The organism is Streptomyces seoulensis (assembly GCF_004328625.1).
In the GTDB taxonomy this organism is placed as follows: Bacteria; Actinomycetota; Actinomycetes; order Streptomycetales; family Streptomycetaceae; genus Streptomyces; species Streptomyces seoulensis.
This window is the reverse complement of sequence record NZ_CP032229.1, coordinates 4,855,077-4,872,844: the sequence shown is the minus strand read 5'-3', so window position 1 is coordinate 4,872,844 and position 17,768 is coordinate 4,855,077. Positions and strand designations below refer to the sequence as shown.

Below are 17,768 nucleotides of genomic sequence, written 5' to 3'. Positions count from 1 at the left end.
GCTGCTATTTCGTCTGCAATGACGCGCCGGCCGTCTCGTAGGACGCGACCAGCACCCGTTTGAGGACTTTTCCGCTGGACCCCAACGGGAGGGCGTCGGTGAACTCGACGCGCCGTGGGTATTTGTAAGCGGAAAGGCGCTGTCTGCCCCATTCGATGATCTCGGCATCCGTTCCGGCGGTGACTTCCTCCGGCCGGGCGGGCACGACGACCGCCCAGACCTCTTCACCGAGTTCCGGGTGCGGGACACCGATGACCGCCACCTGCGCGACGGCCGGATGCCCGCCGAGAATCTCCTCGATCTCGCGCGGATGGACGTTGTAGCCACCGCGGAGAATCAGGTCCTTCTTCCGGCCCACGACCGAGAGGTAACCGTCTCCGTCCAGCATCCCGAGATCACCGGTGAGGAACCAGCCGTCGGTCAGGACCTCGGCGGTGATGTCCGGGCGACCGAGATATCCGGCCATGACGTTCGGACCGCGCACCACGATCTCGCCCACCTCGCCGGCCGGCAGGAGATCGATCCCGTCGGTGTTCGGCCGGGCTATACCGACCGTGACGCCGGTGATGGGAACACCGACCGTTCCGGGGCGGAACGTCACGCCCGGATAGTGATAAGCCACGCTGCACGAGGTCTCGGTCATCCCGTAGCCCTCGTACACAGGACATCCGAACGTGCTCCGGACCTCTTCGAGGGTCTTCACCGGGAGCGCCGATCCCCCGCTGTACACGCGGTCGAGCCGAGGGGCCTGCTCACCCCGCGCCACCGCGTCGAGCAGCTTGACGTACATGGTCGGTACGCCCATGAACACCGTGCACCGGTGTTCCGTCATCAGCGCGAGCGCCTCCGGCCCGGAGAACCTCGGCATCAGGACGATCGAGATACCGGCGCGGAAGCCGGTCAGCATGCCGCAGATCTGACCGAAGCCGTGGGACAGCGGCAGGCAGCCGAGCAACACGTCGTCACTGCGGAACATGTACGGAGTGGCGACCATCCTCTCGACGTTGTGCAGGATGTTCCGGTGAGTGAGCATCACCCCCTTCGGCTCACCCGTCGTGCCGGACGTGTAGAACACGACCGCGACGTCGTCGGCTTCGCGCACCGCGGCGTCGTCGATGGGCGCCGTGTCCTGTGCCGCGCTCTCCAGGTCGACCGTGCCCCCGGGGCCCGGCCCGACGGTGAGGAGCACCGTGCCGAGCGGCTCCGACGCCTCCCTCGCCCGGGCGAGCAGGGAGGCGTCGCACACCAGGAGACGGGCGTCGGCATCGGTCAGCACCTGACCGATCTCCGAGGGGGTCGACATGACGTTCAGCGGGACCACGACGGCGCCGGCCGCCAGCACGCCGAAGTACACGACGGGGAACCGTGGGGTGTCGGCCAGGAGCACGGCGACCGCGTCTCCCGGCCGTACCCCGCCGGCCCGCAGTACGGCGGCGTAGCGACGTGCCTGGTCCCACAGCCACCCATAGGTGACACGCTCGGAGCCCTGGATCACGGCCGGGTGGTCGGGTCGCCGCGCCGCCGCGCCGGCGAGTACGCCCGCGACAGACATGGTCATCCGGCGGTGCGGGCGCCGCGGAGAGCGGACGTGGCCCACTCCCGTGCACTCGCGGTCGGGATCTCCAGTTCCTTCCAGATCCCGTGCAGGGCGTCGGCGAAGGTCTCGACATCCTTCTGCTCGTGCACGGCGGACGGAGCGATCCGCAGGATCTCCTCGCCCGCGGGCACGCTGGGGGCGTTGATGGACTGGACGTAGATCCCGTGCTGCTCGAACAGCAGCCGGGACGCCCGCTTGCACAGTTCGTCCTCACCGACGAAGGCCGCGACGATGTGGGAGTCCGTCGAGACGAACGGGATGTCGGCCTCGATCAGAAGGCTGTGCAGCAGTCGCGTGTTCGACGCGAGGGCCTCCCGCTCGGTCTCGGAGGACCGCAGGTACTGGACCGACGCCAGCGCGGCAGCCGCGACCGCCGGCGGCGGGGAGGTGGTGAAGACGAACGAGCGCGAGTAGGTCCGCACCGCGTCCACGAGGGCCGCCGGGCCCGCGATGTAGCCGCCGACCGTCCCGTACCCCTTCGCCAAGGTGCCCATCACGACCGTGAACCGGTCGGCGATGCCTTCCCGCGCGGCGATTCCGGCGCCCTGCGGTCCGTACATGCCGACCGCGTGGACCTCGTCGATGAAGGTGGTGGCACCGTACTTGTCCGCGATGTCGGCGATCTCGGCGAGCGGCGCGACGTTGCCCGACATGGAATAGACCGATTCCACGACGATGAGCTTCGGGCAGTCGGCGGGAGCAGCCGCGATCAGTTCTTCCAGGTGGGCGACGTCGTTGTGCCTGAAGATGTGCTTCTTCGCGCCGCTGTGCCGGAGGCCGTCGATGATCGAGGCGTGGTTCTTCGCGTCGGAGAACACGACGGTGTCCTCGGGCAGCCCCGCCAGCACGCTGAGGGAGCCCTCGTTGGCGGTGTATCCCGAGGTGAAGAGGAGAGCGGACTCCTTGCCGTGCAGATCCGCCAGCTCATTTTCGAGAAGGACGTGGTAGTGGTTGGTCCCGCCGATGTTCCGGGAACCTCCCGAGCCCACACCATGGGTGTCTATCGCGGCGTGCATGGCGGCGATGGCCTGGCTGTTCTGACCCATGCCCAGATAGTCGTTGCTGCACCAGACGCTTACTTCCGAATCCACCCCGTCGCGCCGCGCAGTGGCCATGGGGTAATCACCGGAACGCCGGCCGATCTCCAGGAACTCCCGCTTGCTTCCAGCGAGATCGCCTGCGGTGGTACCGCTCAGATATGATGCCAGGTGAACGTTCATGCACTCGCCTTCTCGACGTAGTGGTCGAATTGAACTGCGAACCGAAGGTTGCACGGTCTAGGAATACTGGGACTTCAGAAGCACCTTGTCGGGCTTGCCGTTGCTGTTCATCGGCAGAGCGCTCAGGACGTGTACTTTCTCGGGCACGTGAATCGGAGAGAGCCTCTCGGCGATCCGAGTACGGATGTCCTCCACGTCGACCACCGCGGCCGGGTCGCATTCGACGGCGGCGTGGATGTGATCGCTTCCGTCCTCGTCCTGCACGCCGTAGACGGCCGCGTGCAGAACTCCGGGGTGGGAGAGGATCTCCGCCTCGAGAACGATGGGATGCACCTTGACGCCGCCGACCTTGATGACGTGGGCCACCCGCCCCAGGAGAGTCAGATAGCCCCGCTCATCGAGGCGCCCGATATCACCGGTGAAATACCAGCCGTCCCGAATGACCTGTGCGGTCAGTTCCGGGTTGCGGTTGTAGCCGTCCATCATCTGAGGCGAGCGGACACGGACCTCGCCGATCTCCCCCGGCGCCAACTGCGCGCCGGTACTGGAGTTGCAGACGGCGACCTCCACCTCGGGAAAGGGCCGGCCGACCGTGGCCGCGAGTTCCGGGTCGCCGTGCTCCAGAGGAGTCAGGATCGTGATCCGGCCGCTCTCACTCGTGGCGTAACCCTGCGCCATGGCAGGGCCGAACAGCTGAAAAGCCTGTGCGATGCGCGCGGGTGCCGCAGGGCTGCCGCCATAGACGATCCGCTTCAGCGAGGAAAGGCCCGCGGCTTCCAGATCGGCAGTGTCACGAATTCCGCGCCCGGCCAGATGGTCCATGACCTGGAACACGTGGTTCGTCGCCATGAACGTCCACGAGATCTGCTTCTCGGCGGAGACGGCGTCGACGAACTTCTCGGCATCGAAGCTCTCATGGAGATGGAGCGCTCCGTCCAGCGCGAAGACCGCGTCCACCATCGCGGCGACGCCGTGACTCAGCGGGGTCGTCACCAGGATCGACGCACAGTCGTATTCACGACCGACATCCATCCACGCGCGCACCGTGGCTTCCCACGCGCGGCCCGACAGCCGGATGCCCTTGGGCCGGCCGGTGCTGCCACTCGTGAAGCCGATGAAGGCCAGCGCCTGCGGATCCCATGACGCGAGCTCCGGGGCAACCATGCCCTCGGCCGGGCCGGCCTCCCCGCGCCCCCCGTCCTGAACGCGCGTCAGAGGAAGCCCACCGGCCTCGGCCAGCTCGGTCGCGCGCTCCGAGCACTCCTCGTCGGCATAGAGGGTCACCGCATCGGTCTCGCGCAGGATCTGCATCTGGTGATCCAGCGGAAGTACCGTCGTCCTGGTACCCGGATTGGTGGTTCGCAGATAACACACGGCGCCGCCGAGCAGATGGGTCGCGTAGCGCACGGTGAGCATCTCGGGGCTGTTGGGTGCGACGAATATCGCCACCACATCCCCCTTGCCCACTCCGCGGTCGCGCAGCGCAAGGAACGCGTCCGTGACGGACCGGACCATTTCACCACCGGAGAACGCCTTGCCGCGCCAATGAACGAAATCCCGGTCCGGCGTGGCCGCGAACAGCGAGAGGATCTCCGAGACATAACTCCGACTTGCGCTCCACCAATGCTGCGGCAGGCTCATGGGACCTTCCTTTTACCTTGCCAACTGTCACGACGTCGTCCGATCGGGCGTTCAATCTTCACCGTGCCGGGGAAGGAGGCGGTAGATCGTTCGACCGGCTACAACGGAGAGCCGGAAGGCATCCCGATCGGGGTAGCCGTTCGGGGCACAGGCCGGGCGGCCTCTCGGGGCGCCGGCGCACCCGGCGAGGTGACCGCACCTCCGGGACCGGGGACGGAGCGGGAGTCCAGAGCCACCGAAACTCCTCGGCGAGCACCAGCGCACCCCCTCTGACCAGCGAGCTTGCACATCTCGGGAGAAGATCCACTTCCTGGCTCTTCGCCAGGACCCCTCACGAACCCCGACCTTCGCAGCTCGGGGGACAGAGCACCGCTGCCCTGCGGCACTGCTCGCACCGCCCGCGAGTTGTGGACGTCGTTCCAGGAGGGTGGTGCCGCCGGCACCGGTTCGCCCGCTAGGCGGGGGGCATCGCCGGCGAGCTACAGCGGCCTCGATGTGACCATGGACTGGCGCTGATCCCCGGTGCCCGCGTCGCACACCGACACGGGCGCCCACCGGACCCGGCGACAGCCTCACCCCGCCGGGCGAGTCACTCCCCTGCTGAAGATCGGAAACCTGACATGCCCCTGTCCCCGCCCTCGCCGTACCTGACCCGCCACACCCGGCCCGAGCGCCCCGCACGCCGGCTGGTCTGCTTTCCCCACGCGGGCGGCGTGGCGAACTTCTACCGTCCCTGGGGTCAGTACGTGGACCCCTCGGTGGAGCTCCTGGCCGTCCAGTACCCGGGGCGCGAGAACCGGTTCCGCGAACCGCTGGTCCCGGCGATGGATCCGCTGGTATCGGCCATCGCCGGGGAACTGCTGACCCTGCCGTCGTTGCCCACCGTGCTCTTCGGACACAGCATGGGCGCGGCCATCGCCTACGAGACGCTCCTGCGCATCGAACAGGCGGGGGCCGCGCACGACGTCACCCGCCTGTGCGTCTCGGGCCGGTCCCCCGACGGTGGCCCAGGGCCCGCGGTGCGGACGGACGATGAGGTCATCGCGGCCGTCAGCTCCCTGGGTGGCACGAACGCGGCCGTGTTCGACGACCCCGACCTGCGGGAGCTGGTTCTGCCCGCCATTCGCAACGACTACCGCCTGATCAACGACTACCGCCGGCGGCCCGACGCGCCGGTGCTGCGGACCGCCGTCCATGCCCTGACCGGTGACCGGGATCCACAGGTCACCCCCGACGAGGCGGCAGGATGGCGCGCTCTCACCTCGGGCCCCTTCAACCTCACCGTGCTGCGGGGCGACCACTTCTACCTCGTACCGGCGGCCGAGGAGGTGGCCCGTATCTCCATGGAACCGGCACAGACACTTCCCGCATAGCGGGGTACCCGAGCCGGGACAACGCGCACCGAAGTCGGAGGCCCGTCGGATGCCTTGAGGCCGGCGGGAGCGGGGCCTGGGCCTATGGCACGCATCCGGTCCGTACTCACCCCGGTCGGCAGTGCCGCCGTTCTGCACGGGCATCGTCGGCCCCGGTGTCCCGCCACCGCCCGAAATACGCGCGGTGGCGGCCGCGGATCGCGGCACCCACCCGCTGCGCACCACCGGCCCACGCGGCGACCTGAGCGACCTGCGGCCCCTGGGTCGTACGGTGGGCGACGCGAGGGTGGTGGGGCTGGGCGGGGCAACGCACAATTCCCACGAGTTCTTGACGCTCAAGCACCGCGTGCTGCGCTACCTGGTGGAGCACAAGGGCTTCCGCACCTTCGCGCTGGACTGGAGCAGCGGCCCCTGAGTGAACGCGAGGAGCGTTCACTCAGTGCACATCCCCCCACTACTCCGACACCAGAACACAACCGCAGGTCAGATGCCCTTTGCAGCAGGCTCCAGAATCGCCACGCACTCCACGTGATGCGTCATCGGAAACATGTCCGAATCCCCTGGTCGGAGAAAACCGCAGGTAAGAGTGGCTCCCTCTGGCTCCGGCCCGGCCCAGCCCGGGCCGGAGCGTCATGTGAGCGTCACGGACGCGACCTCTCCCGCCACCGTTCGCCCCGCCCCGGCCACTTCGGCCGCCCTCGGGCACCAGCACCGTGGGTGGCCGCCGGGCGGCCCACGCTTTCCTGGACCGGCTGCAGGAATGCCCGGACGACCTGCCCCGGCGAGCCACCGCCGTCGCACGGTTCCCGAGCTCATGCGCGGGGCACCGGCGATCAGTGACAGGAGGGTGGTCTTCCGGCGCCGGACGGTCCGATGACGGCCGTCGGCCGTCCCCTGGGGATCGTCAGATCCGCCTGTGCCAGGACCGGCCGGTACGGCGACGGGCACGCGCGAGCTTCACCGCCGGCCCCCGACGCACCCACGAGGCGGAAGCCCTTGCGGAAACGGGCCCGCGGGCACCGTGAGGCCGCGAACGGCCGGGCTCCCCGGCCGTTACCGGGCCGCTCAGTCCCTCCGGCCGAGCACCGTCTCGCCGAGGTGTGTCAGTCGGTGCAGGGTCAGGTTGTCCCGGCGTTCGGGAGCGACCATCCCGGACCTGCGCAGGACACCCAGATGCCTGCTGACGGAGGGGTGGGAGAGGTCGAGACGGCGGGATATCTCGCTGATGGACATGGGCGACCGCAAGGATTCGAGGACGTTCGCGCGGGTGTGCCCGAGGAGATCACTCAGAGCAGCGGTCCGGTCCTCCTCCTGTTGCCAGAGTCCGGCGGCGGTGTCGGTGGTGGGACTGACGTTGTAGACGAGGACGGGGGCGTCCTGGCCGCCCGTCTCCGCATCGAGGACCATCGGCCCCAGCGCGAACAGCGATGGAGCAATGACCAGGCCCTCCCCGAGCGGGTCGGCTCGCTGGCCTTCCTGCTCGTCGTCCACGTGGAGTAGGGGGGCGTGCCAGCTGATGGAGGGGTGCAACTCGTTGAGGAGGCTTTCCACACCACCGGAGAGGACAGCGCGGCCACGCGCTTCACGTTCCTGTTCCAGGTGGTTCCGTATTCGCCCCCAAAAAGGCACCACGGCCACCGAGCTGAACCGCCTCGTGTCGGCGTGGGGCGGCGCTCCCGGCGCGCGTCGCAGGAAGCCGGTGCCCGGCCCACCGGACGTGCTCGCCTGGCGGAGTCTTCTCCGCACCTTCATCCGCCAGTCCGCGAACTCGTCCGGTCGCGTGTCCGCGTATCTGAGCTCGGCGAACCGGGCTTCGAGATCCAGTCCGAGGGAGCCGACAAAGCGGATGCGAGAAAGGTCTTTTACCGTGAGATGCATGTAGACCAATGCGCTGTCTCCTCAACTCGGCTCGAGCGGTTCGTGCGTCATGCCTTTCCACGGACACCGGCTGCGGACCATTCGGCCGGACGGCTCGGCCCCTCGTGTGTGCGCTGTGCCGAACCGGCGAGGAGACGTCGGACACTGCCGATGGTCGGGCACGGCAGGCCCTCGGGACTTCTGCACACGTGACGAGGTCGGCTCGCGGATCTGCGTCGGATCCCGTCGGCTCCGGTACGGCTATCATCCCCGCGATTCCCCCTGGTGCGACGCAAGCACTCAGGGACCGTACTCAGCGGATGAAATAGTGTCAACCGATCCGCTGGAGCCTCCGTTGATGTCGTCGGCCAGCACCGACTCCGCACACTTTTCCGCGAGCGGAACAGGGGAGATTTTGAGCCCAAAACCGGTCGCGCGCCTGGAGAGAGTGGGCAACGCAGCGATTCAGCAGATAAGTTGGGTGTCCTACCCTGTCCGCTGGACACAGACGTGTTATCGCGCCCGGGAGTTGAAGACTTGGCCAGCAGCAGCAACGGCGACAACAGCACGGCGGGCCCGTCATCCCTGGCTCGACGGCTCGAAGACATCGTCAACGCCTACTACCGGGGCAACCGTCCTCCCTACAGCAAGATCGCGGAGGAGATCCGCCAAAGCACGGGGCGGACGTTCTCGGCCACGTACCTATGGGAGCTGGCGACGGGGCGGAAGCGCAACGTGACACGCGACCACCTCCGGGTGCTGGCAGAGTATTTCGGCGTCACGCCGGACTACTTCACCGACGAGGAGGTCTCCGAGAAAGTGAGGCGCCAGATGGAGTTCGCCGCCGCCCTGGGCAACAGCAAGGTACGCACACTTGCCTTTCGTGCCGACGAGTTGTCGGAGGCAGGGCTCGACGCCCTTCTCGCACTCGTGAACGCGATGTCCGGCGAGTCCGACTCCGCAGGAGGACACCAGCGTCCCGGCCGGTGAATCCGTGTGGAGAGTCGGGGCAGCCACGACCAGTGAGAGCAAGAGGGACGAAGCCCGCTCATGCAAGCGTTCAGGCGTCTTTCGCGTTTCTGTCACCCGGGACGGGGGTGAGAGCAGATGCGACGAACGGGGGAGTATGCCAAGTTACAGCGGAAGTGTGCGGCGATCCTGCATGATCTCGGGGTGCACCGGTCCCTTTCTCTCGACGCGATCTGTGAGCGGGTGGAGGAACTCAGAGGCCGACCGCTCGTTCTGAAGGAACTGCCCGAGCAGGCGGCGATCACCGGAGCCTGCGGCCTCTGGCTGGGCACCGACGACGCCGACTACGTCTTCTACGAGGCCCGGACCGCACCCCTGCACCGCGAACACATCATCCTGCACGAGATCGGCCACGTCCTGTGCGACCACCATCGGGGCATTACGGACCCGGGCGACGAGCTGACGGGCCGGCTTCTCGGCGGCCTGCAGCCCCATCTCGTAAAGCGGTTGATGGCTCGGACCAGTTACACGACCGCCGAGGAACAGGAAGCCGAGATGATCGCCAGCCTGATACAGAGCGCCGAGAAGACCGGTCCGGTGGCCGGCTCTCTCGGCCGTCTCGGCGCGTTCCTGGGAGTGACAGACAATGTCGGTCTCTGAACTGGCCACCCGAGTAGGGCTCTTCAGCACCGCCTCCATGTGGTTCGCCCTCGTCCTGCGCGCCCGGCCCGCGCTGCGCCAGCCGCACCAGCGGGGACTGTGGCACACAGTCCTGGCCACGGCCGTCGCCATCACGCTCTTCCAGCCCGAGGTCGTCGGCCGGCTCACGCACACCGGCATGGAACTTCACACGGTCGCCCTGACCCGGAACCTGATCGGCGTCCTCAGCGCAGGGCTGGTCCTTCTCTTCATGGTCGACTCCACCCGGGTTCGCCGCCTGCGCCTCACCGTGGCTGCGGGGCTGACAACGGTGATGGGCGCGCTGGTCGCCCTTGACCTACTGCAAGCCGGCCACCCGCACGAGACTGTCACATCCGTCCAGGGGCCGGCCGACCCGGCGTTCCCCTACTGGTGGATCCTCATCGTGGCCCACCTGGCCGGTGACGCCGTCGCGCTCGTGGTCTGCTGGTCGTACAGCCTGCGCACCGAGGATCGCGATCTCGTCTGGTCACTGCGGCTGTTCGCCGCCGGAAGCGTCCTCGCGCTCGTCTTCTGGTGCGGCTACCTCTGGCACCTCTACGGCGGCACCTCCGCCATGCTCCCCTACCTGTCCCTGCTCATCGGTGTCCACGGCTGCATCAGGGCGGCATCGCTACTGGTCCCCACCGCGACCACCCTCGTCCGGTCATGGAGCGCCCTGCGCGTCACCTGGCGTCTGTGGCCACTATGGCGCGATCTTGTTCTGGCAGTACCCCAGGTAGCGCTCACCAGCCCCCAGCGGACCAGGCTCCAGGAGGTCCTGCGACCGCGTTCCCCGCTGGCGCTGCAGGCTCACAGGCAGACGATCGAGACCTATGACGCGCTCCTGGATCTGCAGCGGTTCGTCCAGCCCGGCGCCTATGAAGAGGCGCAGCGGCATGCCCGGCGGAAAGGGGCGCCGGACCATTGGCTCGCCGCCGCCGCACTGGCCGGAACGCTGGGCCAGGCCCGACGGGCCAAGCTCGCCGGTGCGCCCCCCTCCGTCCCCCGTCCGCTGCCCGGCGTGGAGCACGGCAGCCCCGCGACACTTTTGGGGATCGCCCGGATGTGGCCGTCGATGACGGACGCGCTGCCCTGGCACAACGAGCCTGTCGACGCGGTGGCACCGACCCACCGCGAGTGACGGGCGTGCGGCACGCCAGCCGCACCTCCGGGCCGCTACCGAGAAGTGCCGGACGTCTCGTCGTGGCGGGGCGCGACATGAAAGTCGAACGCCAGGGTCCCGGGATCCAGGGCCGTTGCCCCGCCGTCGACGGTGAGCACGGCGCCGTTCACATAGGACGCCGCCGGGGACAGAAGCCAGCTGATGGTCTCCGCGATCTCACGCGGCTCACCCGGACGACCCAGCGGAAGAAGCCCGGTCACCTCCTCATAGGCGCCGTCCATGCCCTCACCCCGCAAGTCCGCCTCGGCGGCGAAGCGCGCCATGCGGCGGTCGGCCATCTCGCTCCTCACCCAGCTCGGACACACGATGTTGGCCCGCACCCCCTGACGCCCGTAGTCAACGGCGACGGAACGGCAGAGCTGGAGCAGAGCCGCCTTGGATGTGGCGTACGGGGCGTTGCTCGTACCGTTGCGCAGGGCGGACACCGAAGCGACGGCGACCACCGCCCCCCTCGCCTGAAGCAGGTGCGGGATCGCGGCGCGCAGAAGCAGCAGCGGACCGGTGACGTTGGTGCGCATCACCTCGTCCCAGTCGTCCAACGAGAGGTCGCCCACGGACCCGCCGCGCCCGATGCCGGCGTTGAGCACGAGTCCGTCGAGTCGTCCGTACGCGCCGAGGGCCGCCTCGACGAGACCGTCGGCGGCCTCCGGATCCCTCGCGTCGGAGGGGTGCGCAAGCACCCCGATCTCCTGTTCGAGACGGCGCAACGGCTCGCTCCGCCGGCCCGAGACGACCACACGGTGGCCTCCTTCGCGCAACAGCCGGGCGGTGGCCTCCCCGATGCCCGAGCCTCCACCGGTCACGACAACAACTCGTCCTTCAGTCACAGCTGTTCTGGCCCCCTCGAGATCACAAGACGTATCCGAGCCTAGAACCCGCCCACCCCCTGCTGATCACTTTGAGACAGGGCAGCTGGTGGGGGAAACCTACCCCCGAACTTTCCTGCCAGGTCTACTGTCTACCCCCGACCGCCCTGTTGCACTGGAATCCCCGGATCCCGACTTCGACGAGGGCAGCCCGATATGTCGCAGATAACCGATGTCCGTCTCCCTGCTGTCCAGCTGGTCAGGGTGTGCGTGGACCACCGCAGTGCCGCCGGCCGTGGAGGGGCACTCCTCGAGGCCAGTGTCGGCTTCCCGGAGCGAACCCTCACCGCGATCGTGGGCCCTTCCGGTGCAGGCAAGAGCGCCCTTCTGCGGTGCGCCTCGGGTCTGGAACGCCCGCACCAGGGCAAGGTGTTCAAGGGCTCCCGGGAGCTGGAGGCCATGGACGATCAGGAGCTCACCGAGCTTCAGGGGCTTTTCGTCCCGCGGCAGCCCGAGATGGACCCGGCGCTCACCACCTGTCAGATCGTGGCCCAGGCGTCGTCCGCCACCGGCCGCAGAGCCCGACGGGCGGCCGCCGTGGACGCGCTGCGCCGTGTGGGCCTCGAGGAAGAGGCCGGGCGGTACCCGGCCGAGCTCTCCGCCGAGCAGCTCAGGCGCGTCGCGATCGCCAGAACCCTGCCGGCGGGCCCCAGGATCCTGTTCATCGACGAACCGACGGACGCGCTCGATCACGCCGATGGGCGCCGGATCATGGATTTACTGCGCGCCCTGGTGGAGCAGGCCGGACACACCGTCGTCATGGGCACCTGCAATCCGGCGGCCGCGGCCTGCGCGGACCGGGCCGTCTTCCTCGTCGGCGGTCGTGTGGTCAGCATGATCGACCATCCGACGGTCGACGAGGTCGCCGCCGAACTCACGCGACAGCAGCCGGACCAGGGCTGAACTTGCCTCCCCCACCAGTGCGACGGGACGCCCGTTGGTGGGGAAAACCCGACCGTCAGGTCTCGACCTGACCGTCATGACCTGACCCGACGCCGCAGATGCAATGGACGAGTGCTGATTCATCGGGCTCAACTTCCTGCGGACAAGCGGAAATTGTGGTGCGGCGGCTGGCTCGTGGCAGCCGCGTGGGCCGCTGTCTTTCTGTTCATCATGGCACCCGAGCCGCACCGTGTGTGGGGCATGAGCGCCTGCCTGGGTTACCTCTGCGCGGCAGTCGCCGCGCTGTCGGCGCGCCCGCGAGGCCGCGCCGTCTCGGTCTGCCTGGCGCTCTGCGGGGCCGTCGTCGTGCCCTTCGTGCTCTTGGTGCTGACCGGCACGGCCCAGAGCGAGGTCGGCGTGATCGAGCGCTCCGGGTTGCTGACCTTGCGCCAGGCCACGCCGTACCTGCCCGACCCGCACACGGTGGGCGAGGTCACCCCGTACCTGCCGGGCATGGCCGTGTTCGGGCTGCCGCGCGCGGTGCTGGGCGAGAGCGGCCCCCTGCCCGGGCTGCTGGGTGACGCCCGACTATGGTGCGCCGCGGCGTTCCTCGGCTGTCTGTGGGCCGCCCTGCGCGCGATGCGGCGCCCGGTCGATGACACCTCGGCGGTGGGCGGCGGCGCGTCGCGCGGCTACGCGGTCGGCGCGTTCCTCGCCTCGCCGGCCGTGGCGCTTCCGCTCTGCGTCAGTGGCGTGGATCTGCCGCTGACCGGGCTGCTGTTCCTCGCGCTGGCGTTCGCGGCGCGGCGGCGGCCGGTGTCCGCCGGGCTGGCGCTCGCCGCCGCCTGCTCTCTCAAGTGGACAGCCTGGCCCGCCGTCGCGGTCGCCGTGACGCTGCTCGCCCACCACGGGGGCATCCGGGCGGCCGTGCGCGCGGCGGTCGTGGCGGTGGGGGGCACGGTCCTGCTCGTTCTGCCGAGCGCGCTGCTGTCGCCAGGACCCCTGGTGCAGCAGGTGTTCGCCTTCCCGATCGGGCGTGGGCCGTTCGAGACCCCGGCGGCCAGTCCGCTGCCGGGCCGGTTGCTCGCCGACCTCGGGCCGGTCGGCTGGTACGCGGCGGTCGCATTGCTGCTGGCCGGTGGGCTGGCCGTCTTCGTGTCCCTCCTGGTCCGGCCTCCGCACGACCTCGTGTCGGCCGCCGACCGGCTTGCCGTCGGCCTGTGCGTCGCGTTCCTCCTCGCGCCGGCCGGGCGCTTCGGGTATCTCGCCCTGCCGGTCACCCTGGCCGTGCTCGCCCGGCTGGTGGGCGGCGCCCACCGGAAGGGGCCCGCGCACGACCTCGTCGTACGGACCTCCCGTCCTGCGCGCCCGGCCCCGGTTCCCGCCGCGCGAGGTGCCCGGTGAGGGCCCGTCGCACCGCGGCGGTGGCGGCCACCCTGCGGTGGAGCGCCCACCGGTTCCCGTTCGTCGAGGACGAGGTGGCGGGTCTGCGGGCGTTCGTGCCGACGGGGTCGGTGTGCGTGGACGCGGGAGCCGAGTACGGGCTCTACACCTGGGTGCTGGCAGCTCTGGCCGGGCCGTCCGGCCGGGTGCACAGCGTCGAGCCGCTGCCCGGCCCCTGTCGCTGGCTGCGGGTCACCGCGCGGCTCCTGGGCGCCCGCAACGTGACCGTGCACCGCGCCGCCCTGGGTGACCGGTGCGGGCGCGGCAGGCTCAGCCTGCCCATACGGCGAGGGCTGCCCGTACACGGCCGGGCCTACCTCACCGACGGCGCTCACGGGCCCGGCCCCAATGCCGAGTTCCGCGTCTCCCGCACCGTGCCGGCGCCCGTCCGCACCCTCGATCAACTGGCCCGCGAGAGCGGTCTGGAGCGGCTGGCGTTCGTCAAGGCCGACGTCGAAGGAACCGAACTCGCGGTTCTGAAAGGCGGCTCGGCCACGCTGCGCCGCCACCGGCCCACGCTGCTGCTGGAGATCGAGCGCCGTCACCTGGCGAAGTACGGCGTGCATCCGGCAGACGTCCTGCGGCACTTGCGCGGCTTCGGCTACCAGGCCCATCGCCGGCGGCACGGCCACTGGGTCCCCGTCGCCCACGTCACCGACGACTGCCGCAACTACCTCTTCACCGCCTGACCACCCCCTTCCCTAAGGCAGCGACCACCATGGGCACCACCCTGATCGTCACCAACGACTTCCCGCCCCGCCAAGGCGGCATCGAGACCTTCGTCCACGCCATGGCGACCCGCGTCCCGGGCAACGACGTGGTCGTCTACACGTCCGGCGAGCCGGGTGCCGCCGCGTACGACGCCACTCTGCCGTTCCCGGTTGTCCGGGACCCCAGCCGTATGCTGCTGCCCACCCCCAGGGTGACCCGCCGCACGCTGGAGATCGCCCGGCGGCACGGCTGCGACCGGGTCTGGTTCGGGGCCGCCGCGCCGCTCGCGGCGATGGCGCCGGCACTGCGGCGCGGTGGGATACGGCGGATGGTCGCCACGACGCACGGTCACGAGATCTGGTGGGCGCGCACACCGGGCGCCAGGCGGGTGATGCGGCGCATCGGGGACCACGTGGACGCCGTGACGTACCTCGGCGAGTACACCCGGCGCCGCATCGCGCCGGCGCTGGGGCCGCGGGCCGCACTGGTACGGCTGGTTCCGGGCGTGGACGCGGCGGCGTTCCTGCCCGTCTCCGGCCGGGCCCGGGAGATCCGGGAGCGGCACGGCATCGTGGGCCGCAAGGTCGTTCTGTGCGTCTCCCGGCTGGTCCGGCGCAAGGGCCAGGACATGCTGATACGGGCGCTGCCCGCCATACGGCGGGCCGTGCCGGAGGCGGTGCTGGTGATCGTGGGCAGCGGCCCGGAGGAGGAGCGGCTGCGCAAGCTCGCGCGCCGGCACGCCGACGGACACGTGGTGTTCGTCGGCGGGCTGGACCACGAGGCGACGGCCCCGTACTACGCGGCGGCGGACGTGTTCGCCATGCCGTGCCGGACCCGCAAGGCAGGGCTCGAGGCGGAGGGGCTCGGCATCGTGTTCCTGGAGGCGGCGGCCAGCGGGCTGCCCGTGGTCGCCGGGGACTCGGGGGGCGCGCCGGACGCGGTCGTCGACGGGGTGACGGGCACCGTCGTGGACGGCGCGGACACGGGGGCCGTGGCCCGCGCCGTGTCCGGCATCCTGCGCACCCCCGAGAGGGCCGCGGCGATGAGCGAGTCCGGCCGGGCGTGGGTGACGTCACAGTGGTCCTGGGACGCGTCGGCGCAGCGGCTGACGCGACTGCTCTCCCCGGGCGCCGACCTCGAGGCGGCCGTGTCCGGCCGGGGCGACGGGGAGGGCTGACACGGCTCCGGGCCTCCCCCTCCCCGGCAGCAGTCGGCGCCCCGGTCAGACCTGCGGGGCCTCCCCCGGGCAGCCGTCGGTGCCCGGTCAGACCTGCGGGGCCTCCCGGCGGAGGTGGGCGAGGACCGCCAGGACTCGCCGGTTGCCCTCGGCCGGGTCGAGATCCAGCTTCATGAAGATGTTGCTCGAGTGCTTGACCACCGACGCCTCCGTGATGGTGAGCCGCTGCGCGATCGCCTGGTTGTTGAGCCCCTCCGCCATGAGGGCCAGCACCTCCCGCTCGCGGGGCGTGAGGCGCTGCAGCGGTTCGTCGGCGGTCCGTTGCTGGAGCAGCACCCGGACCACCTCCGGGTCGATCACGGTCTGCCCGCCGGCCACGCGGTCCAGCGCGTCGAGGAAGTCGGTGACCTCCCCGACGCGGTCCTTCAGCAGGTAACCGAGTCCGCCCTCGGCCGACGAAGCGCCGCTGAACAACTGGGTCGCGTAGGCCGTGGCCACGTACTGCGACAGCACCACGACCGGCAGGCCCGGGTGCCGGCTGCGCAGTTCCAGTGCCGCCTTCAGCCCTTCGTCGCGGAAGCCGGGCGGCATCCGCACATCGGTGATGACCACGTCCGGCCGGTCGGCGTCCACGGCGCGCGCCAGTTCTGCGGCGTCCCCCACGGCGGCGGTCACCTCGTGTCCGACTCGGGACAGCAGCTCCACCAGACCGGCACGCAGCAGGACGGCGTCCTCGGCGAGCACTACGCGGAGCACGGCACCTCCACCCGCAGTTGGGTCGGTCCGCCGACGGGACTGGTCACGACGAGTCTCCCTTTGAGAATGGCCACACGGTCCGCCAATCCTTGCAGACCGGCTCCGGCTGCCGGGTCCGCGCCGCCGTGCCCGTTGTCGGTGATGAGCAGGACCAGTTTGTCGTCGTGCAGCCGGCCGACGACGCTGACCTGGTCGGCGCCGCTGTGCTTGGAGGCGTTCGTCAGCGCCTCGGTGACGGTGAAGTAGGCCGTCGTCTCGACCGCCGACGGCAACCGGTCCGGCAGGTGCATCTCCACGGTCACCGGGATCGGGTTGCGCAGGGCCAGTTCGGACACGGCGGCCGGCAGTCCGTGGTCGGTGAGGACCTGGGGGTGGATGCCCCGCACCAGGGAACGCAGCTGGTCCAGTGCCTGGCGGGCCTCGCCTCGGGCGCGGGCGATGAGGGGGGTGGCCGGCGAGTCCTGGCCACGCAGCTCCAGTTCCGCCAGTCCCAACGTCATGCTGAGCGCCACGAGTTGCTGCTGCGCGCCGTCGTGCAGATCGCGTTCGATGCGTCGTCGCTCCGCTTCGAACGCGTCGACCAACCGAACGCGGGAACGGGTGAGTTCGATGACCCGAGTGCTCAAGTCCTCGTCCCGCGCCGACAGCAGGGACTGGGCGACCCACACCTGCGCGCCGGCGAGAAGTCCGCCGACGTAGGCGGAGACGAACAGTCCGAGCAGTCCCGCGGCGCTGCCGGGCAGGGCCGCGACGGGGTCGGAGATGGGCCGGCCGGGCACCAGCATCACGGTGTCGGGTGCGATCGCCCACACGATGACCGGTGTCGCCGTCAGCAGCACCGACAGGCCCAGCAGGGCGGCGAAGCCGATCCCCGTGGCCGTGAAGACAACGCCCAGGGCGAGGGTGTATCCCAGTTCCCGCCAGGTGGCCCGCTCGCGCAGCCGGGTGCGCAGCCAGGGCCAGGCGCCCGTGCCGGGAAGCGAACCGTGGGGGTCGAGGAGCGGTTCAGGTTCGACGAGCCGTAACCGGTGCCGTTCCAGCGCGGCGACGGGAATGCCGAGCACGGCGACTCCCATGAGGACGAGCAACCCGACGCCCACGACGGACAGTCCCACCCCCACGAAGAGGAGGACCGTCAGAAGGAGCAGGGCGAAGAAGCCCACGACCGTGCCGCTCAGCAGGAACGCCCAGCACCGCAGCGGCCAGGTGGAGAGGGCGAAACGCAGGGGGCGTTCTCGCAGGGCCTCCCAGACGGCGACGGTCATGGTGCGTATCCTCCGGGGCCGTGCGCGGGCGGGTCCGCCGGTCACTCTAATGGGCCGCCGGCCTCGGCGGATGGTAGGGAAAACCCGCCCCCCAGGACTCCTTGCAGCTCCACTGACCCGGGCGGCCCGTGCTGCTGGACTGGAGGC

At 70.0% G+C, this 17,768-nt stretch carries 16 protein-coding genes; 9 read left to right on the top strand and 7 right to left on the bottom strand.

The features are described 5' to 3' along the window. Positions 1 to 4: 4 nt before the first annotated feature. From D0Z67_RS22530 to D0Z67_RS22520, 3 genes are read right to left on the bottom strand one after another with little or no spacing between them, the layout of a single operon-like run. Positions 5 to 1,558 carry a long-chain-fatty-acid--CoA ligase gene (locus tag D0Z67_RS22530; RefSeq protein ID WP_031183404.1) on the bottom strand — a complete coding sequence of 518 codons (1,554 nt, stop codon included), beginning with the start codon at positions 1,556 to 1,558 and terminating at the stop codon, positions 5 to 7. After that, complete coding sequence (hemA, locus tag D0Z67_RS22525) at positions 1,555 to 2,817, bottom strand: 5-aminolevulinate synthase (protein ID WP_031183405.1); 1,263 nt, start codon at positions 2,815 to 2,817, stop codon at positions 1,555 to 1,557. The genes D0Z67_RS22530 and hemA overlap by 4 nt, the downstream gene beginning before the upstream one ends. A gap of 57 nt (positions 2,818 to 2,874) precedes the next feature. Then, entirely contained in the window at positions 2,875 to 4,458 is a 1,584-nt protein-coding gene (locus D0Z67_RS22520; RefSeq protein WP_031183406.1) for a class I adenylate-forming enzyme family protein, read from the bottom strand. A gap of 620 nt (positions 4,459 to 5,078) precedes the next feature. Here D0Z67_RS22520 and D0Z67_RS22515 point away from each other — a divergent pair. Next, positions 5,079 to 5,831, top strand: a complete 753-nt coding sequence (locus tag D0Z67_RS22515; protein ID WP_031183407.1) for a thioesterase II family protein — start codon at positions 5,079 to 5,081, stop codon at positions 5,829 to 5,831. Between the two features lie 184 nt (positions 5,832 to 6,015). Continuing rightward, positions 6,016 to 6,246, top strand: coding sequence for a hypothetical protein (locus D0Z67_RS22510; RefSeq protein WP_031183408.1), 231 nt, complete (start codon positions 6,016 to 6,018; stop codon positions 6,244 to 6,246). 650 nt (positions 6,247 to 6,896) lie between these two features. Here D0Z67_RS22510 and D0Z67_RS29745 read toward each other — a convergent pair. Continuing rightward, positions 6,897 to 7,382, bottom strand: coding sequence for a winged helix-turn-helix domain-containing protein (locus D0Z67_RS29745; RefSeq protein ID WP_165507355.1), 486 nt, complete (start codon positions 7,380 to 7,382; stop codon positions 6,897 to 6,899). Positions 7,383 to 8,225: 843 nt separating this feature from the next. On the opposite strand from D0Z67_RS29745, the gene D0Z67_RS22500 reads away from it, so the two are divergent. From D0Z67_RS22500 to D0Z67_RS22490, 3 genes are all read left to right on the top strand, one after another. After that, positions 8,226 to 8,678, top strand: coding sequence for a hypothetical protein (locus D0Z67_RS22500; RefSeq protein ID WP_051888106.1), 453 nt, complete (start codon positions 8,226 to 8,228; stop codon positions 8,676 to 8,678). A gap of 117 nt (positions 8,679 to 8,795) precedes the next feature. Continuing rightward, positions 8,796 to 9,317, top strand: coding sequence for a regulator component (locus D0Z67_RS22495; protein ID WP_031183411.1), 522 nt, complete (start codon positions 8,796 to 8,798; stop codon positions 9,315 to 9,317). Beyond that, on the top strand, positions 9,304 to 10,479 hold the full coding sequence (locus D0Z67_RS22490) for an MAB_1171c family putative transporter (RefSeq protein WP_051888112.1): 1,176 nt from the start codon (positions 9,304 to 9,306) through the stop codon (positions 10,477 to 10,479). The genes D0Z67_RS22495 and D0Z67_RS22490 overlap by 14 nt, the downstream gene beginning before the upstream one ends. 35 nt (positions 10,480 to 10,514) lie before the next feature. Here the strand turns inward: D0Z67_RS22490 and D0Z67_RS22485 are convergent, their stop codons facing one another. Beyond that, positions 10,515 to 11,348, bottom strand: coding sequence for an SDR family NAD(P)-dependent oxidoreductase (locus D0Z67_RS22485; RefSeq protein WP_031183413.1), 834 nt, complete (start codon positions 11,346 to 11,348; stop codon positions 10,515 to 10,517). A gap of 249 nt (positions 11,349 to 11,597) precedes the next feature. Here D0Z67_RS22485 and D0Z67_RS22480 point away from each other — a divergent pair, with 249 nt between their 5' ends. The 4 genes from D0Z67_RS22480 to D0Z67_RS22465 all read left to right on the top strand — a co-directional run bounded on the left by D0Z67_RS22480 (position 11,598) and on the right by D0Z67_RS22465 (position 15,600). After that, entirely contained in the window at positions 11,598 to 12,290 is a 693-nt protein-coding gene (locus D0Z67_RS22480; RefSeq protein ID WP_234312909.1) for an ATP-binding cassette domain-containing protein, read from the top strand. Between the two features lie 240 nt (positions 12,291 to 12,530). Then, complete coding sequence (locus D0Z67_RS22475) at positions 12,531 to 13,673, top strand: glycosyltransferase 87 family protein (RefSeq protein WP_234312910.1); 1,143 nt, start codon at positions 12,531 to 12,533, stop codon at positions 13,671 to 13,673. Further along, positions 13,670 to 14,401 carry an FkbM family methyltransferase gene (locus D0Z67_RS22470; protein ID WP_031183416.1) on the top strand — a complete coding sequence of 244 codons (732 nt, stop codon included), beginning with the start codon at positions 13,670 to 13,672 and terminating at the stop codon, positions 14,399 to 14,401. The genes D0Z67_RS22475 and D0Z67_RS22470 overlap by 4 nt, the downstream gene beginning before the upstream one ends. A gap of 29 nt (positions 14,402 to 14,430) precedes the next feature. Then, the gene (locus tag D0Z67_RS22465) at positions 14,431 to 15,600 is read left to right on the top strand and encodes a glycosyltransferase family 4 protein (protein ID WP_031183417.1); all 1,170 of its coding nucleotides are present in this window, start codon (positions 14,431 to 14,433) and stop codon (positions 15,598 to 15,600) included. Positions 15,601 to 15,687: 87 nt separating this feature from the next. On the opposite strand, the gene D0Z67_RS22460 is transcribed toward D0Z67_RS22465, so the two are convergent. Then, positions 15,688 to 16,356, bottom strand: a complete 669-nt coding sequence (locus D0Z67_RS22460) for a LuxR C-terminal-related transcriptional regulator (protein ID WP_031183418.1) — start codon at positions 16,354 to 16,356, stop codon at positions 15,688 to 15,690. Further along, entirely contained in the window at positions 16,344 to 17,621 is a 1,278-nt protein-coding gene (locus D0Z67_RS22455; protein WP_031183419.1) for a sensor histidine kinase, read from the bottom strand. Before D0Z67_RS22455 ends, D0Z67_RS22460 begins: the two co-directional genes overlap by 13 nt. Positions 17,622 to 17,768: the final 147 nt, after the last annotated feature.